General features: G+C 77.8%; 19 protein-coding genes. 8 read left to right on the top strand and 11 right to left on the bottom strand.

Going from position 1 to position 18,419, the window contains the following annotated elements:
* Positions 1 to 2,625 (top strand): LuxR C-terminal-related transcriptional regulator, encoded by a 2,625-nt coding sequence (locus ACFVXN_RS08100; protein WP_389230004.1) that lies wholly within the window; start codon positions 1 to 3, stop codon positions 2,623 to 2,625.
* Positions 2,626 to 2,646: 21 nt separating this feature from the next.
* On the opposite strand, the gene ACFVXN_RS08095 is transcribed toward ACFVXN_RS08100, so the two are convergent.
* Complete coding sequence (locus ACFVXN_RS08095; protein WP_389230001.1) at positions 2,647 to 3,144, bottom strand: DUF1269 domain-containing protein; 498 nt, start codon at positions 3,142 to 3,144, stop codon at positions 2,647 to 2,649.
* Positions 3,145 to 3,205: 61 nt separating this feature from the next.
* Complete coding sequence (locus tag ACFVXN_RS08090; RefSeq protein WP_389229998.1) at positions 3,206 to 4,315, bottom strand: alkene reductase; 1,110 nt, start codon at positions 4,313 to 4,315, stop codon at positions 3,206 to 3,208.
* A gap of 73 nt (positions 4,316 to 4,388) precedes the next feature.
* Here ACFVXN_RS08090 and ACFVXN_RS08085 point away from each other — a divergent pair, with 73 nt between their 5' ends.
* Together ACFVXN_RS08085 and ACFVXN_RS08080 are read left to right on the top strand one after the other, a co-directional pair.
* Positions 4,389 to 5,486, top strand: coding sequence for a DNA glycosylase AlkZ-like family protein (locus tag ACFVXN_RS08085; RefSeq protein ID WP_389229995.1), 1,098 nt, complete (start codon positions 4,389 to 4,391; stop codon positions 5,484 to 5,486).
* 56 nt (positions 5,487 to 5,542) lie between these two features.
* Entirely contained in the window at positions 5,543 to 5,950 is a 408-nt protein-coding gene (locus ACFVXN_RS08080) for a PPOX class F420-dependent oxidoreductase (protein ID WP_389229992.1), read from the top strand.
* Positions 5,951 to 5,953: 3 nt separating this feature from the next.
* Here ACFVXN_RS08080 and ACFVXN_RS08075 read toward each other — a convergent pair whose 3' ends face one another.
* Positions 5,954 to 6,343 carry a hypothetical protein gene (locus ACFVXN_RS08075; protein WP_389229989.1) on the bottom strand — a complete coding sequence of 130 codons (390 nt, stop codon included), beginning with the start codon at positions 6,341 to 6,343 and terminating at the stop codon, positions 5,954 to 5,956.
* A gap of 201 nt (positions 6,344 to 6,544) precedes the next feature.
* A complete protein-coding gene (locus ACFVXN_RS08070; protein WP_389229986.1) occupies positions 6,545 to 7,258 on the bottom strand; it encodes an SDR family oxidoreductase in 714 nt (237 codons plus the stop codon).
* A gap of 114 nt (positions 7,259 to 7,372) precedes the next feature.
* Here ACFVXN_RS08070 and ACFVXN_RS08065 point away from each other — a divergent pair, with 114 nt between their 5' ends.
* Positions 7,373 to 7,978 (top strand): TetR/AcrR family transcriptional regulator, encoded by a 606-nt coding sequence (locus ACFVXN_RS08065; RefSeq protein ID WP_389229983.1) that lies wholly within the window; start codon positions 7,373 to 7,375, stop codon positions 7,976 to 7,978.
* Between the two features lie 16 nt (positions 7,979 to 7,994).
* Here ACFVXN_RS08065 and ACFVXN_RS08060 read toward each other — a convergent pair whose 3' ends face one another.
* A complete protein-coding gene (locus tag ACFVXN_RS08060) occupies positions 7,995 to 8,984 on the bottom strand; it encodes an NADP-dependent oxidoreductase (protein WP_389229980.1) in 990 nt (329 codons plus the stop codon).
* Positions 8,985 to 9,044: 60 nt separating this feature from the next.
* Positions 9,045 to 10,172, bottom strand: a complete 1,128-nt coding sequence (locus ACFVXN_RS08055) for a GNAT family N-acetyltransferase (protein ID WP_389229977.1) — start codon at positions 10,170 to 10,172, stop codon at positions 9,045 to 9,047.
* A 115-nt stretch (positions 10,173 to 10,287) separates the two neighbouring features.
* Between ACFVXN_RS08055 and ACFVXN_RS08050 the strand changes: the two genes are divergently transcribed.
* On the top strand, positions 10,288 to 11,415 hold the full coding sequence (locus ACFVXN_RS08050) for a glycerate kinase (RefSeq protein ID WP_389229974.1): 1,128 nt from the start codon (positions 10,288 to 10,290) through the stop codon (positions 11,413 to 11,415).
* 58 nt (positions 11,416 to 11,473) lie between these two features.
* Here ACFVXN_RS08050 and ACFVXN_RS08045 read toward each other — a convergent pair whose 3' ends face one another.
* Positions 11,474 to 12,019, bottom strand: coding sequence for a hypothetical protein (locus ACFVXN_RS08045; protein WP_389229971.1), 546 nt, complete (start codon positions 12,017 to 12,019; stop codon positions 11,474 to 11,476).
* 207 nt (positions 12,020 to 12,226) lie between these two features.
* Here ACFVXN_RS08045 and ACFVXN_RS08040 point away from each other — a divergent pair, with 207 nt between their 5' ends.
* Positions 12,227 to 12,430, top strand: a complete 204-nt coding sequence (locus tag ACFVXN_RS08040; protein WP_389229968.1) for a hypothetical protein — start codon at positions 12,227 to 12,229, stop codon at positions 12,428 to 12,430.
* Positions 12,431 to 12,503: 73 nt separating this feature from the next.
* Here the strand turns inward: ACFVXN_RS08040 and ACFVXN_RS08035 are convergent, their stop codons facing one another.
* The 4 genes from ACFVXN_RS08035 to ACFVXN_RS08020 form a co-directional block, all read right to left on the bottom strand.
* Complete coding sequence (locus ACFVXN_RS08035; RefSeq protein ID WP_389229964.1) at positions 12,504 to 13,907, bottom strand: DNA polymerase IV; 1,404 nt, start codon at positions 13,905 to 13,907, stop codon at positions 12,504 to 12,506.
* 83 nt (positions 13,908 to 13,990) lie between these two features.
* A complete protein-coding gene (locus tag ACFVXN_RS08030; protein WP_389229961.1) occupies positions 13,991 to 14,548 on the bottom strand; it encodes a flavodoxin family protein in 558 nt (185 codons plus the stop codon).
* A 101-nt stretch (positions 14,549 to 14,649) separates the two neighbouring features.
* Entirely contained in the window at positions 14,650 to 14,934 is a 285-nt protein-coding gene (locus ACFVXN_RS08025; RefSeq protein WP_389229958.1) for a dsRBD fold-containing protein, read from the bottom strand.
* A 146-nt stretch (positions 14,935 to 15,080) separates the two neighbouring features.
* The gene (locus tag ACFVXN_RS08020; protein ID WP_389229955.1) at positions 15,081 to 15,737 is read right to left on the bottom strand and encodes a response regulator; all 657 of its coding nucleotides are present in this window, start codon (positions 15,735 to 15,737) and stop codon (positions 15,081 to 15,083) included.
* 93 nt (positions 15,738 to 15,830) lie between these two features.
* Between ACFVXN_RS08020 and ACFVXN_RS08015 the strand changes: the two genes are divergently transcribed.
* Together ACFVXN_RS08015 and ACFVXN_RS08010 are read left to right on the top strand one after the other, a co-directional pair.
* Complete coding sequence (locus ACFVXN_RS08015; RefSeq protein WP_389229952.1) at positions 15,831 to 17,393, top strand: GAF domain-containing protein; 1,563 nt, start codon at positions 15,831 to 15,833, stop codon at positions 17,391 to 17,393.
* Positions 17,394 to 17,561: 168 nt separating this feature from the next.
* Positions 17,562 to 18,410 carry a universal stress protein gene (locus tag ACFVXN_RS08010; RefSeq protein ID WP_389229949.1) on the top strand — a complete coding sequence of 283 codons (849 nt, stop codon included), beginning with the start codon at positions 17,562 to 17,564 and terminating at the stop codon, positions 18,408 to 18,410.
* Positions 18,411 to 18,419 lie beyond the last annotated feature (9 nt).

Below are 18,419 nucleotides of genomic sequence, written 5' to 3'. Positions count from 1 at the left end.
ATGACCGCACGAGCAGGCAGGTCCGCACCGGGCGCACCGTCCGGCACGACGTCGGGCGCGCCGCCGGGCAAGGTCCGCGCGCCCCGTCCCGCCCCGGGGCTGCTCGCCCGCCCGCGGTGCGTCGCCGAGCTCGACGAGGCCGTCGACCGGCACCGCCTGGTGCTGGTGTGCGCACCGGCCGGGTACGGCAAGACGACGCTGCTGAGCCAGTGGGCGCCCGCTGTCGCCGCCCCGCTGGTCTGGGCCTCGCTCGACCCGCTCGACGACGACCCCGGGCGCCTCGCGGGGGTGCTCGCCGACGCGGTCGCGCAGGCCGCGGCCGACGCGACGGCGTCCCCGAGCACCCCCGGCCGGCTCGGCGCCCCGGGGACCGTCGGCGCCCGCGTGGACGCGCTCGTCGCGGACCTGGACCGGCTCGACGCGCGTGCGGGGACCGGAGCCGGCGCGCCCGCACCGGTCGTGGTCCTCGACGACGTGCACCTGGTGTCCCTGCGCACCGCGCGGCAGGTGCTCACCCCGCTGCTGCGCTACGCGAGCGCGCGGCTGGTCCTGGCGTGCCGGTTCGACGCCGGGGTCCCCGTGAACCGGCTGCGGATCAGCGGGCAGCTCGGCGAGGTCCGCAGCCGGTCGCTGGCGTTCACCGAGCAGGAGGTCGCCGAGCTGGTCGGCGGCCACGGCCGGCACCCCGACCGGGCCCGGGACGTCTGGGAGGTCACCCGCGGCTGGCCCGTCGCCGTGCAGCTGGCACTGGCGGCGGGGGTGCTCGACGACGACGGGGGGCCGCTGCGCGGCGTGGGCGCGCGGGACGTGCCCCTGACCAGCTACCTGCTCGCGGAGGTGCTCGGGTCGCTGCCGCGGGCGCTCGCGGACTTCGTGCTGCGCGCGAGCGTGGCGGGCACGATCGACCCCGACCTCGCGGACGCGGTCGTCCCGGGCGGCGCGGCGCTGCTCGACGAGTGCGTCGCCCGGGGGCTGTTCCTCACGCCCGTCGGCGGGGACGAGGACGGCCGGGTCGCCTACCGGTGGCACGCGCTGGTCGCCGCGCACGCCCGGGCGGTGCTCGCGCGCCGGGACCCCGCCGCGGCGCGGGCCGCGCACCGCGTGGTCGCGGAGCACCGGGCGTCGACCGACCCGGCTGCGGCCATCGGGCACGCGCTCGAGGCCCAGGCGCCGGGGACCGCCGCGTCGATCCTCGGCGAGCGGTGGCCGGACCTGGTCGTGCGGGGCGAGGTCGGGCTGATCGAGCGGCTGCGGTCGGCGCTGCCCGACCCGCACGCCCACGCGCCCGACGTGCTGCTCGCGCTGTCCGCGGCGCGCGCGTTCGACCCGGGCGGTGCGGTCGGCGCGGGCACCGCCCCGGCGGTCGTCGGTGACCTGGTCCGCACGTTCCTGGCCCCGGGCCGTCCGCCGCTGGGCGAGGCGGTCCGCCGGGGTCGGGCGCTGCTCGCGCGCGACGACCTGGACGGTGCCACCCGGGCGCTCGGCCTGTACCTGCTGGGCCGGGCCGAGCAGCAGCGGCTCGGCGCCGCGGCGGACCCGCACGCCGCTGCGCTGCTCGACGAGGCCGCGAGGCTGGCCGCGCAGCGGGGGTGGGGGGCGCTCGCGCTCGGCTGCCGCGCGGAGTCCGCGCTCGCCCGCGCGCAGCTCGGTGACCTGGCCGACGGCCGGACCCGGGCCCTGGAGGTGCTCCGCACGGCGGCCGCGCACGGGTGGTCGGGCTCGGGGGTCGTCGCGACGGCGCACCTGACCTGCGGCCTGGTGGCGTACTGGCGCGACGACCTCGACCACGCGCGTGAGCAGCTGGCGGCGGCCGTCGAGGCGGCCGGGAGGTCCCGCCGGGAGGTCGCCGCGCACGCCGCGGGGATCGGCGCGCTCGTGGCCGTGGCCCAGGGCGACGCCGCGGGCCTGGCGGCGGCGCGCGCGGTGCTCGACGCGCCGTGGACGGACGCGGGGGAGCCCGAGCACCTGCCGGGGTTCCGCGACCTGGTGACGGCGGTGCACCTGGCCGCGTCCGGGCAGGGGCGCGCCGCGCTCGCGCGGGTCGACCGGCGGGCGGCCGCGTTCGGCGACCCGCTGTCGCTCGCCTGGCTCGCGGACGTGCTCCGGCGCACGGGGGACCGGGCGGGCGCGTGGCGGGCGGTGCACGCCGGCCGACCCGCGGCCCCCGGGCCGCCGACCCCGGCGCGGGTCGCGCTCGCGGCGGCCGCCGCGCTGCTGCACGAGCAGGACGGCGCGACCGACGCGGCGCACCGTGCGCTGGAGGACGCCCTGGACCTGGCCGCGCCGCAGGGCGTGGTGCGCCCGCTGCGCGACCGCGCCGCGGACCTGCACCCGCTGCTCTCGGCGCACCTCGAGTGGGGCAGCGCGCACGAGGAGCTGGTGGCCCGGCTCCTCGTCGCGGAGCAGGCCGCACCCGCGGCGCGCACCTCCGCCTGGGACCTCACCGCGCGCGAGCGCGACGTCCTGGCGTGCCTGCGCTCGTCGCTGACCGCCGAGGAGATCGCGGCGTCGCTCTACCTGTCGGTCAACACGGTGAAGACCCACATGCGGGCGATCTACCGCAAGCTCGGCGCGGACGGGCGGCGGGCGGCGGTCCGGGTGGCGGTGCAGCGCGGGATGCTCTGAGCCGCACCGCCGGCGGACCGGTCAGACGTTCTCCTCGAACGCCGCCCGGAGCCGCGCCTCCTCCTCGGCGGACAGGTTCGTCTGGATCAGCTCAGGGTGGATGCCCTGCTCCTTGAGCGCGGGCAGCACCTTGTCCCCGACGGCCCCGGACGACAGCAGGAACAGCGCGGACGTGCCGGGCGTGACCTTGCTGCGGACCGAGTCGATGAACCCGTCGTCGATCCCCACGTCCGTCAGCGACCCGCCGAGCGCGCCCGCCGCGGCGCCGATCGCGGCACCGAGCAGCGGCACGAAGAACAGCAGCCCGAACAGCAGACCCCAGAACGTGCCGCCGAGCGCGCCCGCGACGGTGAGGTTGTTGAGCTGCCGCGTCTTCGGCTTCTTCCGGCTGGGCTCCCACGACACGGTCGCGGCGTCGTGCACCTGGATCAGCTGCTGCTTCTGCAGGGCCTGCAGGGCGCCCTCGGCCCGGTCGGCCCCCTCGGGGGTGTCGAACTTCCACACGCTGAGCGTCGCCACGGCGGTCTCCTCGGTCGGCTGGGTCGGTCCGTCGCCGCCCAGCGTCGCCCGCGGGCGTGCGTCAGGCGCGGGCTGCGGACGCGCCGGCAGCGTCGGTGTCGGCGAGGAACGGGTAGTCCGTGTACCCCGTGGCGCCGGCGCCGTAGAACGTCGCCGGGTTCGGCTCGTTCTCCGGGTGCTGACCCGCCCAGCGCTCGACGAGGTCGGGGTTGGCGATCGCCGCGCGGCCGACGGCCACGACGTCCGCGGTGCCGTCCGCGACGAGCTGCAGCGCCTCCTCGCGGGTGGTCATCGCCGAGAAGCCGGTGTTGGCCATCAGCGGGCCGCCGAACCGGGCGCGCAGGTCCTGGACGAGCTCCCCGGCGGGGTCGGCGTGCAGGACGCTCAGGTACGCCAGGCCCAGGGGGCGGATCGCGTCGACCACGTGCCCGTAGGTGGCCGCGACGTCGGCGGCGTCCGTCTCGAACGCGTCCTGGATGTTGTGCCCGGGGGACAGGCGCAGGCCCACGCGCCCGGCGCCGACCTCGGCGGCGACCGCCGTGACGACCTCGACCACGAGGCGCGCGCGGTTCTCCGGCGAGCCGCCGTACTGGTCGTCGCGCACGTTGGACGCCGGGGACAGGAACTCGTGCAGCAGGTAGCCGTTCGCCCCGTGCACCTCGACGCCGTCCAGGCCCGCGTCGACCGCGCGGCGCGCCGCCTCGACGAACGTCGCGACGATGCCGGGGATCTCGTCGGCGGTCAGCGCGTGCGGCACCGGGTACGCGGTCTTCGAGCCGTCGGGCAGGCGGGTCTCGCCGTCGATCGCGAGCGCGCTGGGGGCGACGATCCGGTCGGTCCCGGTGATCCCGGTGTGCGACACGCGCCCACCGTGCATCAGCTGCATGACCAGACGGCCGCCGCGGGCGTGCACCGCGTCGGCGACCCGGGCCCAGCCCGCGGCCTGCTCGTCGGTGGCGATGCCCGGCTGGCCCGGGTAGGCGCGCGACTCGGCGCTGGGGAACGTGCCCTCGGTGACCATCAGGCCGGTGCTGGCGCGCTGCGCGTAGTGCTCGACGAGCAGGTCGTTCGGCACGCCGTCGGCGCCGGCGCGCGTCCGGGTCAGGGGGGCCATCGCGACGCGGTTGGGGAGCTGGAGGTCGCCCAGGGCGACGGGGGAGAAGAGGTTCACGTCGAGCCGGAACGCACGCGCCGGGCGAAACCTTCCGCCCGGTCGGCGTCGCCTGCGTCACTACCGTGGGTCCATGATCCGGCTGAGCCGCACCGAGGCCCGGCGCGTCGCGGTGCGCGCGCAGCTGCTCGACGGGGGTGGAGACGCCCCGACGGACCTGGTCGGCGTGGTGCAGCGCCTCACGTTCCTGCAGGTCGACCCCACCGCGGCGATCGCCCCCGCCGTCGACCACGTCGTGTGGTCGCGCTTGGGGACGCGCGTGTGGCCGGGCGCGGTCGACGACGCGCTCGCCGACCGGCTGCTCTACCAGCTGGTCGGCACCGTCCGGGCGACGGCGGACCTGCCCCTGTACGCCGCGGAGATGGCCGCGTGGCCGCCGGACGAGCACGGCCACGGCCGCGACTGGGTGGCGGCGAACGACGCGTTCCGCCGCGACGTGCTCGCGCGGCTGCGCGCCGAGGGTCCGCTGCGCGCGCGGGAGGTCCCCGACACGGCCGCCGTGCCGTGGCGCTCGACGGGGTGGACCGGCGACCGGAACGTCACGATGATGCTCGAGCTGCTGAGCGAGCGCGGCCTCGTGGCGATCGCCGGCCGCGAGGGCCGCGAGCGCCTGTGGGACGTCGCCGATCGGGTGTACCCGCCGGTGGAGCCGCTGCCGCTCGCCGAGGCCCGCGCCGAGCGGGTGCGGCGCCGGGTGCGGGCGCTCGGGATCGCCCGGCCTCGGGTCCTGACCGGCGCGACCGGCGAGCCGTGGCGGATGGACCTGCCGGGGGAGCCCGTGGAGGTCGACGGGGTGGCCGGCGAGTGGCGGGTGGACCCCGGTGTCCTGGCGGCGGTCCGGGCCGAGCCGTTCGTGGGCCGTACCGCGCTGCTGTCCCCGTTCGACCGCCTGGTGCACGACCGGCAGCGCCTGCTCGACCTGTTCGACCTGGACTACGCGGTGGAGATGTTCAAGCCCGCGGCGCAGCGGCGGTTCGGGTACTTCGCGCTCCCGGTGCTGCACGGCGACCGGTTCGTGGGCCGGCTGGACGCGCGGGCCGACCGCCGCGCCGGGGTGCTGCGCGTGCACGCCGTGCACCAGGAGGTGCCGTTCGACGAGGAGACCACCGCGGCGGTGGACGAGCAGATCGACGCGATGGCGGGCTGGCTGGGGCTCGCGGTCGACCGCTGACCGCGCCGCGGCCAGACTGGGCGGACCACCCGCCCGCCGACCCCGGAGGTCCCCCCGTGAGCACGTCCCCGCTGCCGTCCGACGCGATCGCGATGCTGCGCCGACCCAACCCCGCCGTCATGGCCACGCTGCGCAGCGACGGCACGCCGGTGTCGGCCGCGACCTGGTACCTCTGGCAGGAGGACGGGCGGGTGCTGCTCAACCTCGACGCGACCCGGGTGCGCCTGCGGCACCTGCGCCGGGACCCCCGCGTGACGCTCACCGCGCTCGACGCCGACGACTGGTACACGCACGTGACGCTGATCGGCCGGGTCGTGGAGCTGCGCGAGGACACGGACCGCGCCGACATCGACGCGCTCTCCCGCCACTACACCGGCCACCCGTACCCGGACCGGGTGAACCCGCGCTGGTCGGCCGTCGTGGAGGTCGACCGCTGGCACGGCTGGGGCGCGCAGAAGGACTGAGGCTCAGGCCACCTGGAGGTGGCACCACACCAGCCGGGAGTCGCCGCGCACCCGCTCGACGCCCCACTCGAACGCGGAGCGCAGCGCCTCGACGGCCCGCGAGCCGAGCCGCTGCGTGGTCGCGGGGCCGCGCGCGGACACCCGCAGCACGGGTCCCACCACGTCGACCTCGAGCCGGATCGTGCCGCCCTGGCCGGCGCGCAGCGCGGCCTCGCGGGCGAGCTCGGTGCCCATGCGGCGGACCTCCGCGCGGTGGGCCGGGGCCACGCCGGCGCTCGCGGCGCACGCGTCGACCCACGCGCGGGCCACGACGGGCGCGCTGTCGTCCGCGCGCAGGTCGACGGCGGCGTACCAGGGCTCGGTGCGGGTGGGGGTCTGCGACGGTGTGCGCACGGGCGGGCTCCTCGGGCCGTCGTCGGCGCCCGGGTGGCGGCGACCCCTCCAGCCTGGCCGTCCGCGGCCCACGGCGGATCAGCCGGGGTGCGCATCTTCGGCTACCCCCGCCGCGGTACGCGGGGGAGCCGGGGTCATCCGCAGGGGTGACGGCTGCCGGCCCCGGGTCAGGGTCGACCCGGGGTCGGCGGCTGTGCCCCGTCAGGCGACCGGTCGCGCGAGCTGCGGGTAGACGACCTCCAGCGGGGCGCTCAGCCCGGCCTTGGCCTGCACGGAGATGTCGTCCGCGAGCACCTCGTACTCGCCGGCCTCGACGGCGTCGAGCACGGCGGCGACCAGGTCGGCCGGGTCGGTCTTCGGGCCCTCGGCGTGGGCGGCCATCGCGGTGTCGACCCAGCCGACGTGCACCCCGACGACGTGCACGCCCTGCGGGACGAGCTCGAGGCGCAGCGAGTTGGTGACCGACCAGAACGCGGCCTTGGTCGCGCTGTAGATGCCCCCCACCGCGTACCAGCTCATCGCGGAGTGGATGTCGACGACCGCCGCGTTCTCCGCCCGGACCAGCAGGGGCGCGTAGGCGCGGGTGAGCAGCAGCGGCCCGACGAAGTTCGTCTCGACGCTGGCGCGGATCTCCTCGTCGGAGTGCTCCAGGATGCCGGCGCCGGCCACGGAGACGCCGGCGTTGTTGACCAGCACGGTGACGTCGGGCGCTGCCTCGACCACCGCGCGGATCGAGGCGGGGTCGGTGACGTCGAGGGCGAGCGGCACGACGCGCTCGTCGTCCCAGGTGCGGGGGGTGCGCGCGGTGGCGTAGACCTTCGCGGCCCCGCGGGCGAGGGCCTGGTGCACGAGCTGGGTGCCGATGCCGCCGTTCGCGCCGGTGACCAGGACGACTGCGCCGTCGAGAGTGGGCATGGGGTGCTCCTTCGGGTGGTGGGACGATGGGCGCCGGACCGGTGCGGATGCACCAGCGTCTGACTACACTCATAACTGACACCAGTCAGGATCTGTTCCGGAGGAGCCCACGTGATGTCCGTCGCCCCTCGACCTGTCGGCCGGCGCGAGCGCAACAAGCAGCAGAAGCTCGAGCGGATCATGGCCGCGGCGGGCGAGCTGTTCGCCGAGCACGGCGTCGACGACGTCACGACCCAGCAGATCGCCGAGCGGGCCGACATCGGTGCGGGCACGCTGTTCCTCTACGCGAGGAACAAGGGCGAGCTGCTGCTGCTCGTGCAGAACGCCGCGTACGCCGAGGCGCTCGCCCGCGGCGTCGCCGGGGCCGCGGGGGTCGACGACGAGCTCGGGGCGGTGCTGGCGATCGTCCGCCCGGTGGTCGAGTGCAACCGCAAGCAGGTCGACAACGGCCGCACCTACCTGCGGGAGATGGCGTTCGGCGACCCCGACGAGCCGCACCACCGCGAGGCGCTGACCATCGCCGCGCAGACCGAGGCGGCCCTCGCCGACGTGCTCCGGCGGGACGGCCGCACGTCGGACGAGGACGCCGCCGCCCTGGCGCACGTCGTGTCCGCGGTGATGTTCCTCGCGATGGCCGCGAGCGCGACCGCCGCGGCCACCGTCGAGGAGATCGTCGCGGACGTCGCCGCGCAGGTCGCGGTGGTCCTGCGCGGGCGCTGAGGGCGACCGTCCGGGCTCAGCCCCGGACCAGCACGGCCTTGCCCCGGACGCGACCGGCGGCGAGGGCTCCCAGGGCGGCGGGGGCGTCGTCGAGCGGGAAGGTCTCGACCGGCAGCGGGCGCAGCGTGCCGGCGTCCACCAGTGCGGTGATCTCGCGCAGCTGCGCTCCGGACGCGTGCATGAACAGGAACTCGTAGGTCACGCCCCGCTGCCGGGCCAGGCGCCGGACCTTGCTGCTCAGGGCGCCGATCGCGAGGCGCAGCACCGGGTTCAGCCCGGCCTGGCGGGCGAACGCCGGCTCCGGCGGTCCGGCGATGCCGATGGCCCTGCCGCCCGGTCGCAGGACGCGGAGCGACGACAGCAGGGTGTCGCCGCCGAGGCTGTCCAGGACCAGGTCGTAGCCGGACAGCTCGGCCTCGACGTCCTGCGAGCGGTAGTCGACCACCACGTCCGCGCCGAGCTCGCGCGCCCGCTCGAGGCCTGCCCCGCTCGCCGTGGTCGCGACGTGCGCGCCCAGGTGCTGCGCGAGCTGGATCGCGAGCGACCCGACCGCGCCCGCGCCGGCCTGCACCAGGACCTTCTGGCCGGCCTGGAGGTGGCCGCGCTCCACGAGGGCCTGCCACGCGGTGAGTGCGACCAGGGGGAGGCCCGCGGCCTGCGCGGTGCTGAGCGTGCGGGGCGCCGGGGCGAGCTCGTCCTGCGGGACGGCCACCCGCTCGGCGAACGTCCGGCCCGCGCCGACGCGCGCGTAGACGCGGTCGCCGGGCGCGAACTCCCGGACCCGCGCCCCGACGCGCAGCACGGTGCCCGCGACGTCGTACCCGAGCACCAGGGGCATCGTGGCGGGCAGGAGGGCCTTGAACTCCCCGGCGCGCATCTTCTCGTCCAGGTGGTTGAGTCCGGCGGCCTCGACGTCGACGAGGACGTCGTCCGGGCCGACGGTGGGCTCGGGGACCTCGATCCGGGTCAGCGGCTGCTGGTAGCGGGTGATGCCGAACGCGTGCACGGGGTGCTCCGGGGACGAGGGAATGAGGACCCTCAAGTCTGAGTGCGCTCACTATGAATGTCAAGACCGGAGGTGCGCCGCCGCGAGGACCGCGTGCGCGACCGGCCCCCGCGCCGCGACCAGCAGGTCCGCCTGCGGGCGCGCAGCAGGCCAGATCCGCGCCCCGACCGCGTAGTGCGAGGAGAAACCCGGGTCCACGAAGGCGGCGTCCGTCGTGCCGAGCAGGTAGGTCATCGCCGCGACCCGGCCGACCGACCCCGGGCTCAGGCGCCGGAACCGCTCGTCGTACGCGTCGAGCAGCCCGTACCAGCCGTCGCCCGACCGCACCTGGAACCCGGTCCACAGCGTCGTGCCTCCCGCGGCGAGCCGCAGCACCCGCAGGTCGCCGTCCGCGCCGAACGCCGTGACCTGGCCCCGGAACCACCGCTCGCGTGCGGGGTCCAGCCCGACGGCGGCGCCCCCACGCGCCGCGTCGCCCTTCCACCCGGCGGCCTGCAGCGCGACGAACCGGTCCACCGCCGCGGGGTCGCCCGACTCGTCGTGCAGCTCCAGGGGGCCGCCCGCCTCCCGCGCGAGACCCCGGGCGACGCGTCGGGTGTTGCGCGCGTCGTCGGTGCGCATGTGCGCGCAGGACAGCGGCGGGTCGACGAGCACGCCGTCGACCGGGGACGGCACCGGCAGGACCGCCACGGCGTCCCGCGGCGCCCACACGCCGACGTCCCGGCTGCGCTCGTGCACCCGCATCCGCCGCCGCCGGACCACCTGCGCGAGGGTCGCCGCCAGCGGGCCCTCCACCGGGAACCGCCGCAGCTGCACCAGACCGGGCAGCCCCACCTCCGCGGTACCGCGCAGCAGGGCGTCCAGCACCTCGACCGCCCGCCCCCGTCGCACCAGCGGGTGCTGGCGGTCGCACTCGCGGGTCAGCATCTCGCCGCCGGTGGTCACCGCCCGCACCGGCACCCGCGGGGCGACCCGCTTCCTGGTGCACGCGAGCGCCGCCAGCCAGGTGCCGCCCTCCCGCACCACCAGCAGGCGGATCTCGTCCGTCTCCGCCCCCAGCGCCAGGGCCGGCAGCAGGAACCGGGGGTCGAGGCACATGTTCGGGGCGAGCGCGTCGGCGGCGAGGTCCTGCCACCGGCGCGCGTCCGCGGCATCGACGTCGGACAGGGCGATCAGCTGGACCTGCACGGCGTCCTCCGGCGGCGGGGAGCGGGCTGCGTCCCCGCCGACGCTAGGAGCCCGCGGTGCCGTGCGAGGGCCGGACACCGGGTGAAGTCCGCCGGGTGACGGCCATGATGGTCCGGTGACCGGACCGATCCTGCTCGCCCCGGACAAGTTCCGGGGGTCCGCCGACGCCGCGGCGGTCGCCCGGGCCCTGCGCGCCGGCATCCAGGACGTCGACCCCGGCGCGGCCGTCGTCGAGGTGCCCGTCGCGGACGGCGGCGAGGGGACCGTCGACGCCGCGCTCCGCCGGGGGTTCCGGGCGGTGTCCGTGACCGTGCGCGGGCCGCTGGGCGACCCCGTCGAGGCCGTCGTCGCCGTCCGCGACGGCACCGCGGTGGTCGAGCTGGCGCAGGCGTCCGGTCTCGCGCTCGTCGGCGACCGCCGCGACCCGCTCGCCGCGACGACCGTCGGCACCGGTCAGCTCGTCGCCGCAGCGCTCGACGCCGGGTGCACCCGGATCGTCCTCGGGCTCGGCGGCAGCGCCACCACCGACGGCGGCGCCGGTCTCCTGCAGGCGCTCGGCGCGACGCTCCGCGACGCCGGGGGAGCGGTGCTGCGGCCGGGCGCCGGCCACCCGCTGGCGGTGGCCTCGGTCGACGTGACCGGCCTGGACCCGCGGCTGCGCGGCGCGCAGGTCGTCGTGGCCACCGACGTGGACAACCCCCTGCTCGGCGCCCGCGGCGCGGCGGCGGTGTTCGCCCCGCAGAAGGGGGCGAGCCCGGAGCAGGTCGCGGTGCTGGAGGCGGCGCTCGACCGGTGGGCCGGGCTGCTCGGACGCCCGGCCGCGGACCTGGCCGGCGCCGGGGCGGCCGGCGGTGTCGGCTACGCGGCGCTGGCCGCGCTCGGCGCGACGGTGCGGCCCGGCGTCGAGGTGGTCCTCCAGCTGGTCGGCTTCGCCGGGCTGCTGGCCGGGGCCCGGCTCGTCGTCACCGGCGAGGGCGCGCTCGACGAGCAGTCCGCGGGCGGCAAGGCGCCGGTCGGGGTGGCGCGGGCCGCCGCCGCCGCGGGCGTGCCGGTGGTCGCGGTCGCCGGGCGCGTCGACCTCGCGCCGGACCGGCTGCACGCCCTCGGGTTCACCCGCGCCTACGCGCTGACCGACCGCGAGCCGGACCCCGCACGGTGCCTCGCCGACGCGCCCCGGCTGCTGCGCGAGGTCGGACGGGAGATCGCGCGGGACCTGGCCGCGGGGGCGGGTCCCGCCGCGTAGCGGACGTGGTGCGGACGTCGGGCGCGGGTCGCGGACGTCAGGCGCGAGTCGCGGGACGTCAGGCGCGCGTCGCCCGGCGACGGGAGTGCACCGCGACGGGCGGTCCGAGGTGCGCCTCCAGGACGGCTCGCAGGCGCTCCCGCTCCTGCGGCTCGTCGGTCCCGCGCTTGGCCAGGACCAGCACCGACACCCGCTGGTGCGCGCGCCGCAGCAGGTACAGCCGCTCGGTCTCCACCAGCCCGGACCACGCGCTCCACCCGAACGTCGAGGCGATGTCGGCCTGGGCGAACCGCACGCCGTGCTCCGCGTCCACCTCCGCGGTGCTGCGGAGCGCGACCTCCGGGTGCCTGCGGCGCAGCAGCGGGACGGTGAGCACCGTCGACGCCGGGGTGAGCAGGAACGCCACCAGCAGCGCACCGACCAGCCCGACCGGGGAACGGGTCAGGACGCCCGCCCCTGCGAGCAGGAGCGCGCCACCGCCCAGCATCGCTGCGGACCGACCGCGACGGCGGAGGTGCACCATCGCGCGCGCGATCTCGACGAGGTCGGCCCGGTCCGTGGTCCACTCCAGGCGGACCGGCCCCGTCCGCGTCGTGCCCGTCATCCTGCCTGCCTCCGATCGTCCGGGACGTCCCTGCGGGCGAGCGTGCCGCACCGCGCGGGGCCGCAGGGCGCCGCGCTCGCGAGTCCACCCGGTCGGAGCAGCGGGCCGGGACCGAGGCCCCAGGCGCCGGGCCGCGCGGCTGGGGCATCCTGGTGGGTGCCGGTGACCCCGGCCGACCACCACCACCGCCCCCACGAGGAGAGCGCCATGAGCACCGTCACGACCACGACCCGCCCCGCCCCGCAGCCCCGCGACCTCCTGACCTGGGTGCGCGAGACCCCCGCCCCGGCGTGCGCCCCCGGGAGCCGCGGCCGCCTCGCCGGCTACGTGGCCGGGAGCATGGTCGCGTGGACGGTCCTCGGGGTCGCGGCGACGGCGGTGCTCGGCGCGCTGGTCGGGCTCGCGGGCTGAGGCGGCGCGGCCGAGGCGTCGCGGCCGGGCCGGTCCCGCGCCGGACCGGTCCGGCGCCGCCCGGCCGGTCCGGTCAGTCGTCGGCGGGCAGCTCCGCGCCGTCCGGCCCGAGCGCACCGACGAGCTCGATGTCCTCGGTCGCCGGGTCCAGCACGCGCTGCCGCCCCGGGCCGGTCGCCGCGGTCTCGAACCGGATCGCCACCCGGCCGTCGTCGCGGGCCTGCACCACCCAGCCGCGGCCGTGCTCCGGGTGCAGGACGTCCAGGCCGGGCACCGCGTCGTCGTGCCGGAGCCGCCCGCGCCGGCGACGGGCGACCGGCCGGAGCGCCACCTCGTCGGACCCGGGCGCGTCGTCGGGCCCGGCCGCCCGCGCGGGCGCGTCGTCACCCCCCGCGAGGTCGAGCATCAGCTGCGCGTGCTCCGACAGCCCGTGGAACGACACCCCGAGCAGCCGGACCGGCTCGGTCAGCTCGACCAGGTCGAGCGCCCTCCCCGCCGCCTCCAGGAGCGCGCCGCGGTCCGCCGTCGGCGACGGCAGCGTCACCGACCGCGACACCGTGCTGAACCCCGAGAACCGCACCTTGACGGTGACCGTGCGCGCCGCGCCACCGTGCCGCTCGAGGCGCAGCATCGCCTGGTCGGTGACCGCGGGCAGCTGCGCCGCCACCTGGGCCCGCCCGTGCAGGTCGCGCTCGAAGGTGTGCTCCGCGCCCGCCGACTTCCGCTCCCGGCTCTCCGCGACCGGTCGGTCGTCCCAGCCGCGCGCGACCCGGAACAGGTTGGTCCCGGCGGCGTCGCCGAGCACCATCGTGAGCGTGTCGAGCGGCTGACCCCGCAGGTCCTCGACCGTCCGGACCCCGATCCGCTCCAGGCGCTCCGCGGACACCGGGCCGACGCCCCACAGCGACCGCACCGGCATCGGGAGCAGGAACGCGTCCTCCTCGTCCGGCGCGACGACCCGCACGCCCGCCGGCTTCGCGGCCGCGGACGCCAGCTTCGCGACCAGCTTGGACCGGCCCATCCCGACCGACACCGGCACCCCGGCGAGCTCGACCGCGCGCGCCCGCAGCGCCTCGCCGACGCCCCGCCAGCCGTCGTCACCCGGCCGGACGGCGCCGAGGTCCGCGAACGCCTCGTCGATGCTCAGCGGCTCCACCGCGTCGGTGAGCTCGCGCAGCGCGGCCATGATCCGCGCCGAGAACGCGCTGTACGCGTCGAACCGCGGCACGACCACGGTCGCGCGGGGGCACGCCCGCCGGGCGCTCTCCATCGACATCGCGGACCGGACGCCCATCGCCCGCGCCTCGTAGGACGCCGCCGCGACGACGCCGCGCGGCCCGGTCCCACCCACCAGCACGGGACGGCCACGCAGGGACGGGCGCTGCGCCTGCTCGACGGAGGCGAAGAACGCGTCCGCGTCCAGGTGCGCGATGCTCGGCTCCGACCGCAGGCGCGGGGCCGTCACCTCGCTGCTCACGCCCACCACTGTGCCGCACGCGGGACGGTGCGGCTGCCGCACGCGGGACGGTGCGGCTGCCGCACCGGGACGGTGCGGCCGCGTCAGCCGCGCGCGACCACCACGGCGGCCAGCTCACGGCCCCACGCACGGGCGGCGTCCAGCTCGCCCTCCGCGAGGCCGTCCGCCATGCCGAGCACGTCGAACGAGCGCGGCGGCGCGACCGGGATCGCACCCCGGTGGCGCAGCAGCCGCTCGGCGGACCGCGCAGCCGAGCCCGGCAGGTTCGGGCGTCGGACCTTGGTGTCGAACGTGGCGACCAGCAGCCCGTGGGACGGCATGCGCAGCACGTCCAGCCACTCGCGGATCCCGGTGTGCCGGGAGATGACGGGCTCGGGGTGCGTGCTCCCGGGCGGCACCTCGCGCGCCGCCGACGCGCGCGTCTTCTCGCGGCTCATCCCGAAGGCGTGCGTCGGACCGCCCACCACGAGCAGCGTGATCTCCTCGGGGACCGTCGTGCCGCCCGGCTCCGCGAGCAGCGCGCCGACCTCGACGAGCCGCACGGGCAGGGTCGCGCGCAGCCCCTCGGCCACCGCGGCCGCGACGTCCCGGGTGCTGCCGAACATCGACTCGTAGACCACCAGCGCGGACACCGCCGTCACCCCGCCCTCCGGTCGACGCCCCGTCGCGGGGCGGTCCTGCCGTGCACGTCCACGTCCCTGCTCCTTCGTGCCGCATCAGCGCGCGAGGTGGACCTCGCCGCTCAGTGCGCGAGGTGGACCTCGCGGTGCTCGATCTCGGAGATGTCCGTCGACGAGGCGTCCAGCAGCCGGTCCGCGAGCTCGCGCAGGGCGCGGGCGGCGGCCAGCTCGTCGCCGATCTCGGGGACGTCCGGCTCCCCGGGGCGTCGGCGCGCGCGGCCGGTGCCGCTCATCCGGGTCGTCGCGCCGCTGCTGAGGATCGCGTGCGCGGTGGTCGTCCGGCGGTCGGACCCCGGCGCGTCCGACGTCTCGAACAGGTCGATCCGCACGTCCCAGGTCCGTGTCATCGTCGTCGCCCTCCGGGTCGTGCCGCGGGGCCGTGGACCCTGCGGCGGGTGCCTGGGGACAGCGTCCCGCGGCCCATGCGGCGCGGACCAGGGCCGGTCGACCCGGATCGCGGGACGTCGGACCCTGCGCGGGGCGGCGGCGGGCGTCAGTCGCGCAGCAGCCGCGCCGCGAGCACGGCGGCCTGGGTGCGCCGCTCGACGCCGAGCTTCGCCAGGACGTGCGACACGTAGTTCTTCACGGTCTTCTCGGCCAGGAACATCCGCTCGCCGATCTGCCGGTTGGTCAGCCCCTCGGCGATGTGGCCGAGGATGCGCCGCTCCTGCTCGCTGAGGTCGTGCAGCTCGTCGGGCTCGGCCGGTCCGGCGCGCAGCCGCTCCAGCACCCGGCCGGTGACCGCGGGGTCGAGCATCGACTGCCCCGCCGCGACGTGCCGGACCGCCCCGACCAGCTCGCCGCCGCCGATCTCCTTGAGCACGTAGCCGGCGGCCCCCGCGAGGATCGCGGCGAACAGCGCCTCGTCGTCGTCGTACGAGGTGAGGATCAGTGCCGCGACCGACGGGTCCTGGGAGCGGACCGCCCGGCACACCTCGATGCCGCTGCCGTCCGGGAGCCGCGCGTCCAGCACCGCGACGTCGGGGCGCAGCGCGGGGATGCGCCGCGTCGCCTCGGCGGCCGAGCCGCTCTCGCCGACCACCTCGATGTCGGGCTCCGCGCCGAACAGGTCCCGCAGGCCGCGGCGCACGACCTCGTGGTCGTCCAGGACGTACACCCGGATCTGGGCACCGGCGCTGCGTTGGGCCATGCTGGTGTTCTACCGCAGACCGCCGGCCGCCGCACCGGTGGCGGGGGCGGGGCGGGACGAGGGGGAGCGCACCCGATGGGTTCCGTGGGGCCGATGTCGCCGCCCGCGCAGCAGCCCGACCGCGCAGCCCGCGACGAGCTCGCGACCGCGCGGCGCCACGCCCGCGCCCTGCTCGCCGCGGTGGTCGCGGTCGACGACGAGGACGACCTGCGCATCCTGCTCGGTCGGGTCGTGCGCGCCGCGTGCGTGCTGTCCGACGCGGGCTGGGGTGCGCTCGGCGTGCTCGACCCCGACGGCCGGGTCGGCGAGCCGGTCACCCACGGGACGCCGCCGCCTGTGCGGGAGCGGGCACCCGGTCGCAGTGCGCTGGCGGTGCCGGTGCGCGCCCGCGACGAGGTGCTCGGGGTGCTCTCGCTCGCGGGCAAGCGCGACGAGGCCGACTTCACCGCCGACGACGCGGAGCTGGTCGGGTCGCTCGCCGCGGCGGCGGGCACCGCGATCGAGAACGCCCGCCTGTACCGGGCGGGACGGCACCGCCAGCGGTGGCTCGAGGCGTCGGTGGAGGTCGAGCAGCAGCTCCTCGCGGGGATGCCGCGGTCCGCCGCGCTCGCGCTGGTGTGCGACCGCGCGCACGCGCTGGCCCGCGCCGACCTGGTGGCGGTGCTGCTGCCCGACGGCCGCGACGACCTGGTGGTGCGGGCCGCGAGCGGACCGGCCGCCCGGGCGATGGCCGGCGCCCGGGTCCCGGTGGGCCGGTCCGTCAGCGGGTCGGTCGTGCGCTCGGGCGTGCCGGAGGGCGTGCGCGACTTCGCCACCGACCACCGGGTCGCGACGATCCGCGGCGCCCCGCCGCTGGGCCCGGCACGGGTGGTGCCGATGACCGCCCGCGGGCACGTGCTCGGGGTGCTGGTGGTCGGCCGGCGCCCGGGCGCCCCGCCGCTGACCCCGGAGGACGGCGCGCTGGTGGACGCCTTCGCCCGGCAGGCGGCGATCGCGCTCGAGCTCGCGGACCTCCAGGAGCAGCGCCGCGGGCTCGCGGTGGCCCGCGACCGGGAGCGCATCGCCCGTGACCTGCACGACCTGGTGATCCAGCGGATCTACGGCACCGGGCTGACGGTGCGGAGCATGCGCCCGCGGCTCGACGCGGACCTGCGGGTCGTCGGGGACGAGGTCGTCGCGGAGCTCGACGCGGCGATCCGCGAGCTCCGGTCCGCGATCTTCGCCCTGCAGCGGACGCCCGGGACCGTGGGCCTGCGTGGTCGGCTGGTGGACACGTGCCGCGCGGCCGCCCCCGCGCTCGGCCGCGAGCCCCGCCTGCGGCTGGAGGGACCGCTCGACACCGCCGTCCCCGACGACGTCGCCGGCCACCTCGCGTCGGTGCTCGGGGAGGCGCTGACGAACGTCGCCCGGCACGCCGCGGCCGGCAGCGTGGACGTCCGCGTGCACGCCCGGACCGACGGGGTGGAGCTGCGCGTCGACGACGACGGCTCGGGCCCGCCGCCCGACCCCGCGCCGCGCGGCAACGGGCTGCGCAACATGCGGTCCCGGGCGACGGAGCTCGGGGGCACCCTGACCCTGACCGCGCGCCCGGGCGGTGGGACGCGGCTGCGGTGGGCGGTGCCCCTCGGGTCGGCCGCGCCGCGCCCGCGCGGCTGACGGGCGCGACGGCACCGGGCGTCGGGCACCGGGACGTCCGGCACCGGCCCAGGGCACACCGGCGCCCGGACCGGCGCCGTTCGGCCCTGGGCCCGGCCCGGCCGGACGGCGCACCGTGGAGATGGCGCCACGACCGCCCGGGGCGTGGCCCGACGAGGGGAGCACGCCATGAGCGGCGAGGTGGTCGTCGGCGTGACCGGCACGACCTCCAGCGGGTCGGCGATCCGCTGGGCGGCCGACCAGGCGGCGGCGCGCGAGGTCCCGCTGGTGCTGGTGCACGCGGTCGCCACCTCCCAGACCGGCACCGACGCCGCATGGGACGACGCGATCGCCGCGGGCGCCGGTGAGCTGCTGGCCCGCGAGGCGGCACGCGTCGGCGTGGACCACCCCGGCCTCGACATCCGCACCGAGGTCGAGGCGCAGACCCCCGGGCGCGCGCTCACCCGCCGGTCCGCCACCGCGCACCTGGTCGTCGTCGGCACCCGCCGGACCACCCCCGCGCGCCGCGTGTTCTCCGGCTCGCTGGCCTACCAGGTCGTCGCGGGCGCCCACTGCCCGGTGGCCGTCGTCCCCCCGGACACCCCCGCGCCGGAGAACCGCGTCGTCGTCGGCGCCGACGGGTCCCCGGAGAGCGTGGTCGCCGTCCGCGCCGGAGCCCGCGAGGCCGACCGGCTCGGCGCCGTGCTCCAGGTCGTGCACGCGTGGCGGGAGCCGGCCGTGCTCGCCTCCGTGGGCTGGGTGCCGCCGGAGCTGCCGTCCGCCGTCAAGGACGAGGAGCGGGTAGTGCTCGCCGAGGCCACCGCCGGACTCGCGGACCGGTACCCCGACCTCGACGTCGAACGCACCCTGGTCCACGCCGACCCGTCCTCGGCGATGCTCGCGGCGGCGGAGCGCGCCCGGCTGGTCGTCGTCGGCAGCCACGGCCGCGGCGGGGTCGCGCGGATGCTGCTCGGCTCGGTCAGCCACGCGCTGGTCCTGCACGCCCCGTGCCCGGTCCTGGTCGTCCGCGGCACCTGACCCCGCACG

Source organism: Cellulomonas sp. NPDC058312 (genome assembly GCF_042880135.1).
Classification (GTDB): domain Bacteria; phylum Actinomycetota; class Actinomycetes; order Actinomycetales; family Cellulomonadaceae; genus Cellulomonas.
This window is presented reverse-complemented; position numbering and strand designations above follow the sequence as displayed.

Excerpts from the sequence above, each read along its gene's own strand:
- ACFVXN_RS08100 (WP_389230004.1), top strand. The coding sequence starts at position 1 with ATGACCGCACGAGCAGGCAGGTCCGCACCGGGCGCACCGTCCGGCACG.
- ACFVXN_RS08085 (WP_389229995.1), top strand. The coding sequence starts at position 4,389 with ATGATCCGGCTGAGCCGCACCGAGGCCCGGCGCGTCGCGGTGCGCGCG.
- ACFVXN_RS08070 (WP_389229986.1), bottom strand. The coding sequence starts at position 7,258 with ATGCCCACTCTCGACGGCGCAGTCGTCCTGGTCACCGGCGCGAACGGC.
- ACFVXN_RS08065 (WP_389229983.1), top strand. The coding sequence starts at position 7,373 with ATGTCCGTCGCCCCTCGACCTGTCGGCCGGCGCGAGCGCAACAAGCAG.
- ACFVXN_RS08045 (WP_389229971.1), bottom strand. The coding sequence starts at position 12,019 with ATGACGGGCACGACGCGGACGGGGCCGGTCCGCCTGGAGTGGACCACG.
- ACFVXN_RS08040 (WP_389229968.1), top strand. The coding sequence starts at position 12,227 with ATGAGCACCGTCACGACCACGACCCGCCCCGCCCCGCAGCCCCGCGAC.
- ACFVXN_RS08025 (WP_389229958.1), bottom strand. The coding sequence starts at position 14,934 with ATGACACGGACCTGGGACGTGCGGATCGACCTGTTCGAGACGTCGGAC.
- ACFVXN_RS08020 (WP_389229955.1), bottom strand. The coding sequence starts at position 15,737 with ATGGCCCAACGCAGCGCCGGTGCCCAGATCCGGGTGTACGTCCTGGAC.
- ACFVXN_RS08015 (WP_389229952.1), top strand. The coding sequence starts at position 15,831 with ATGTCGCCGCCCGCGCAGCAGCCCGACCGCGCAGCCCGCGACGAGCTC.
- ACFVXN_RS08010 (WP_389229949.1), top strand. The coding sequence starts at position 17,562 with ATGAGCGGCGAGGTGGTCGTCGGCGTGACCGGCACGACCTCCAGCGGG.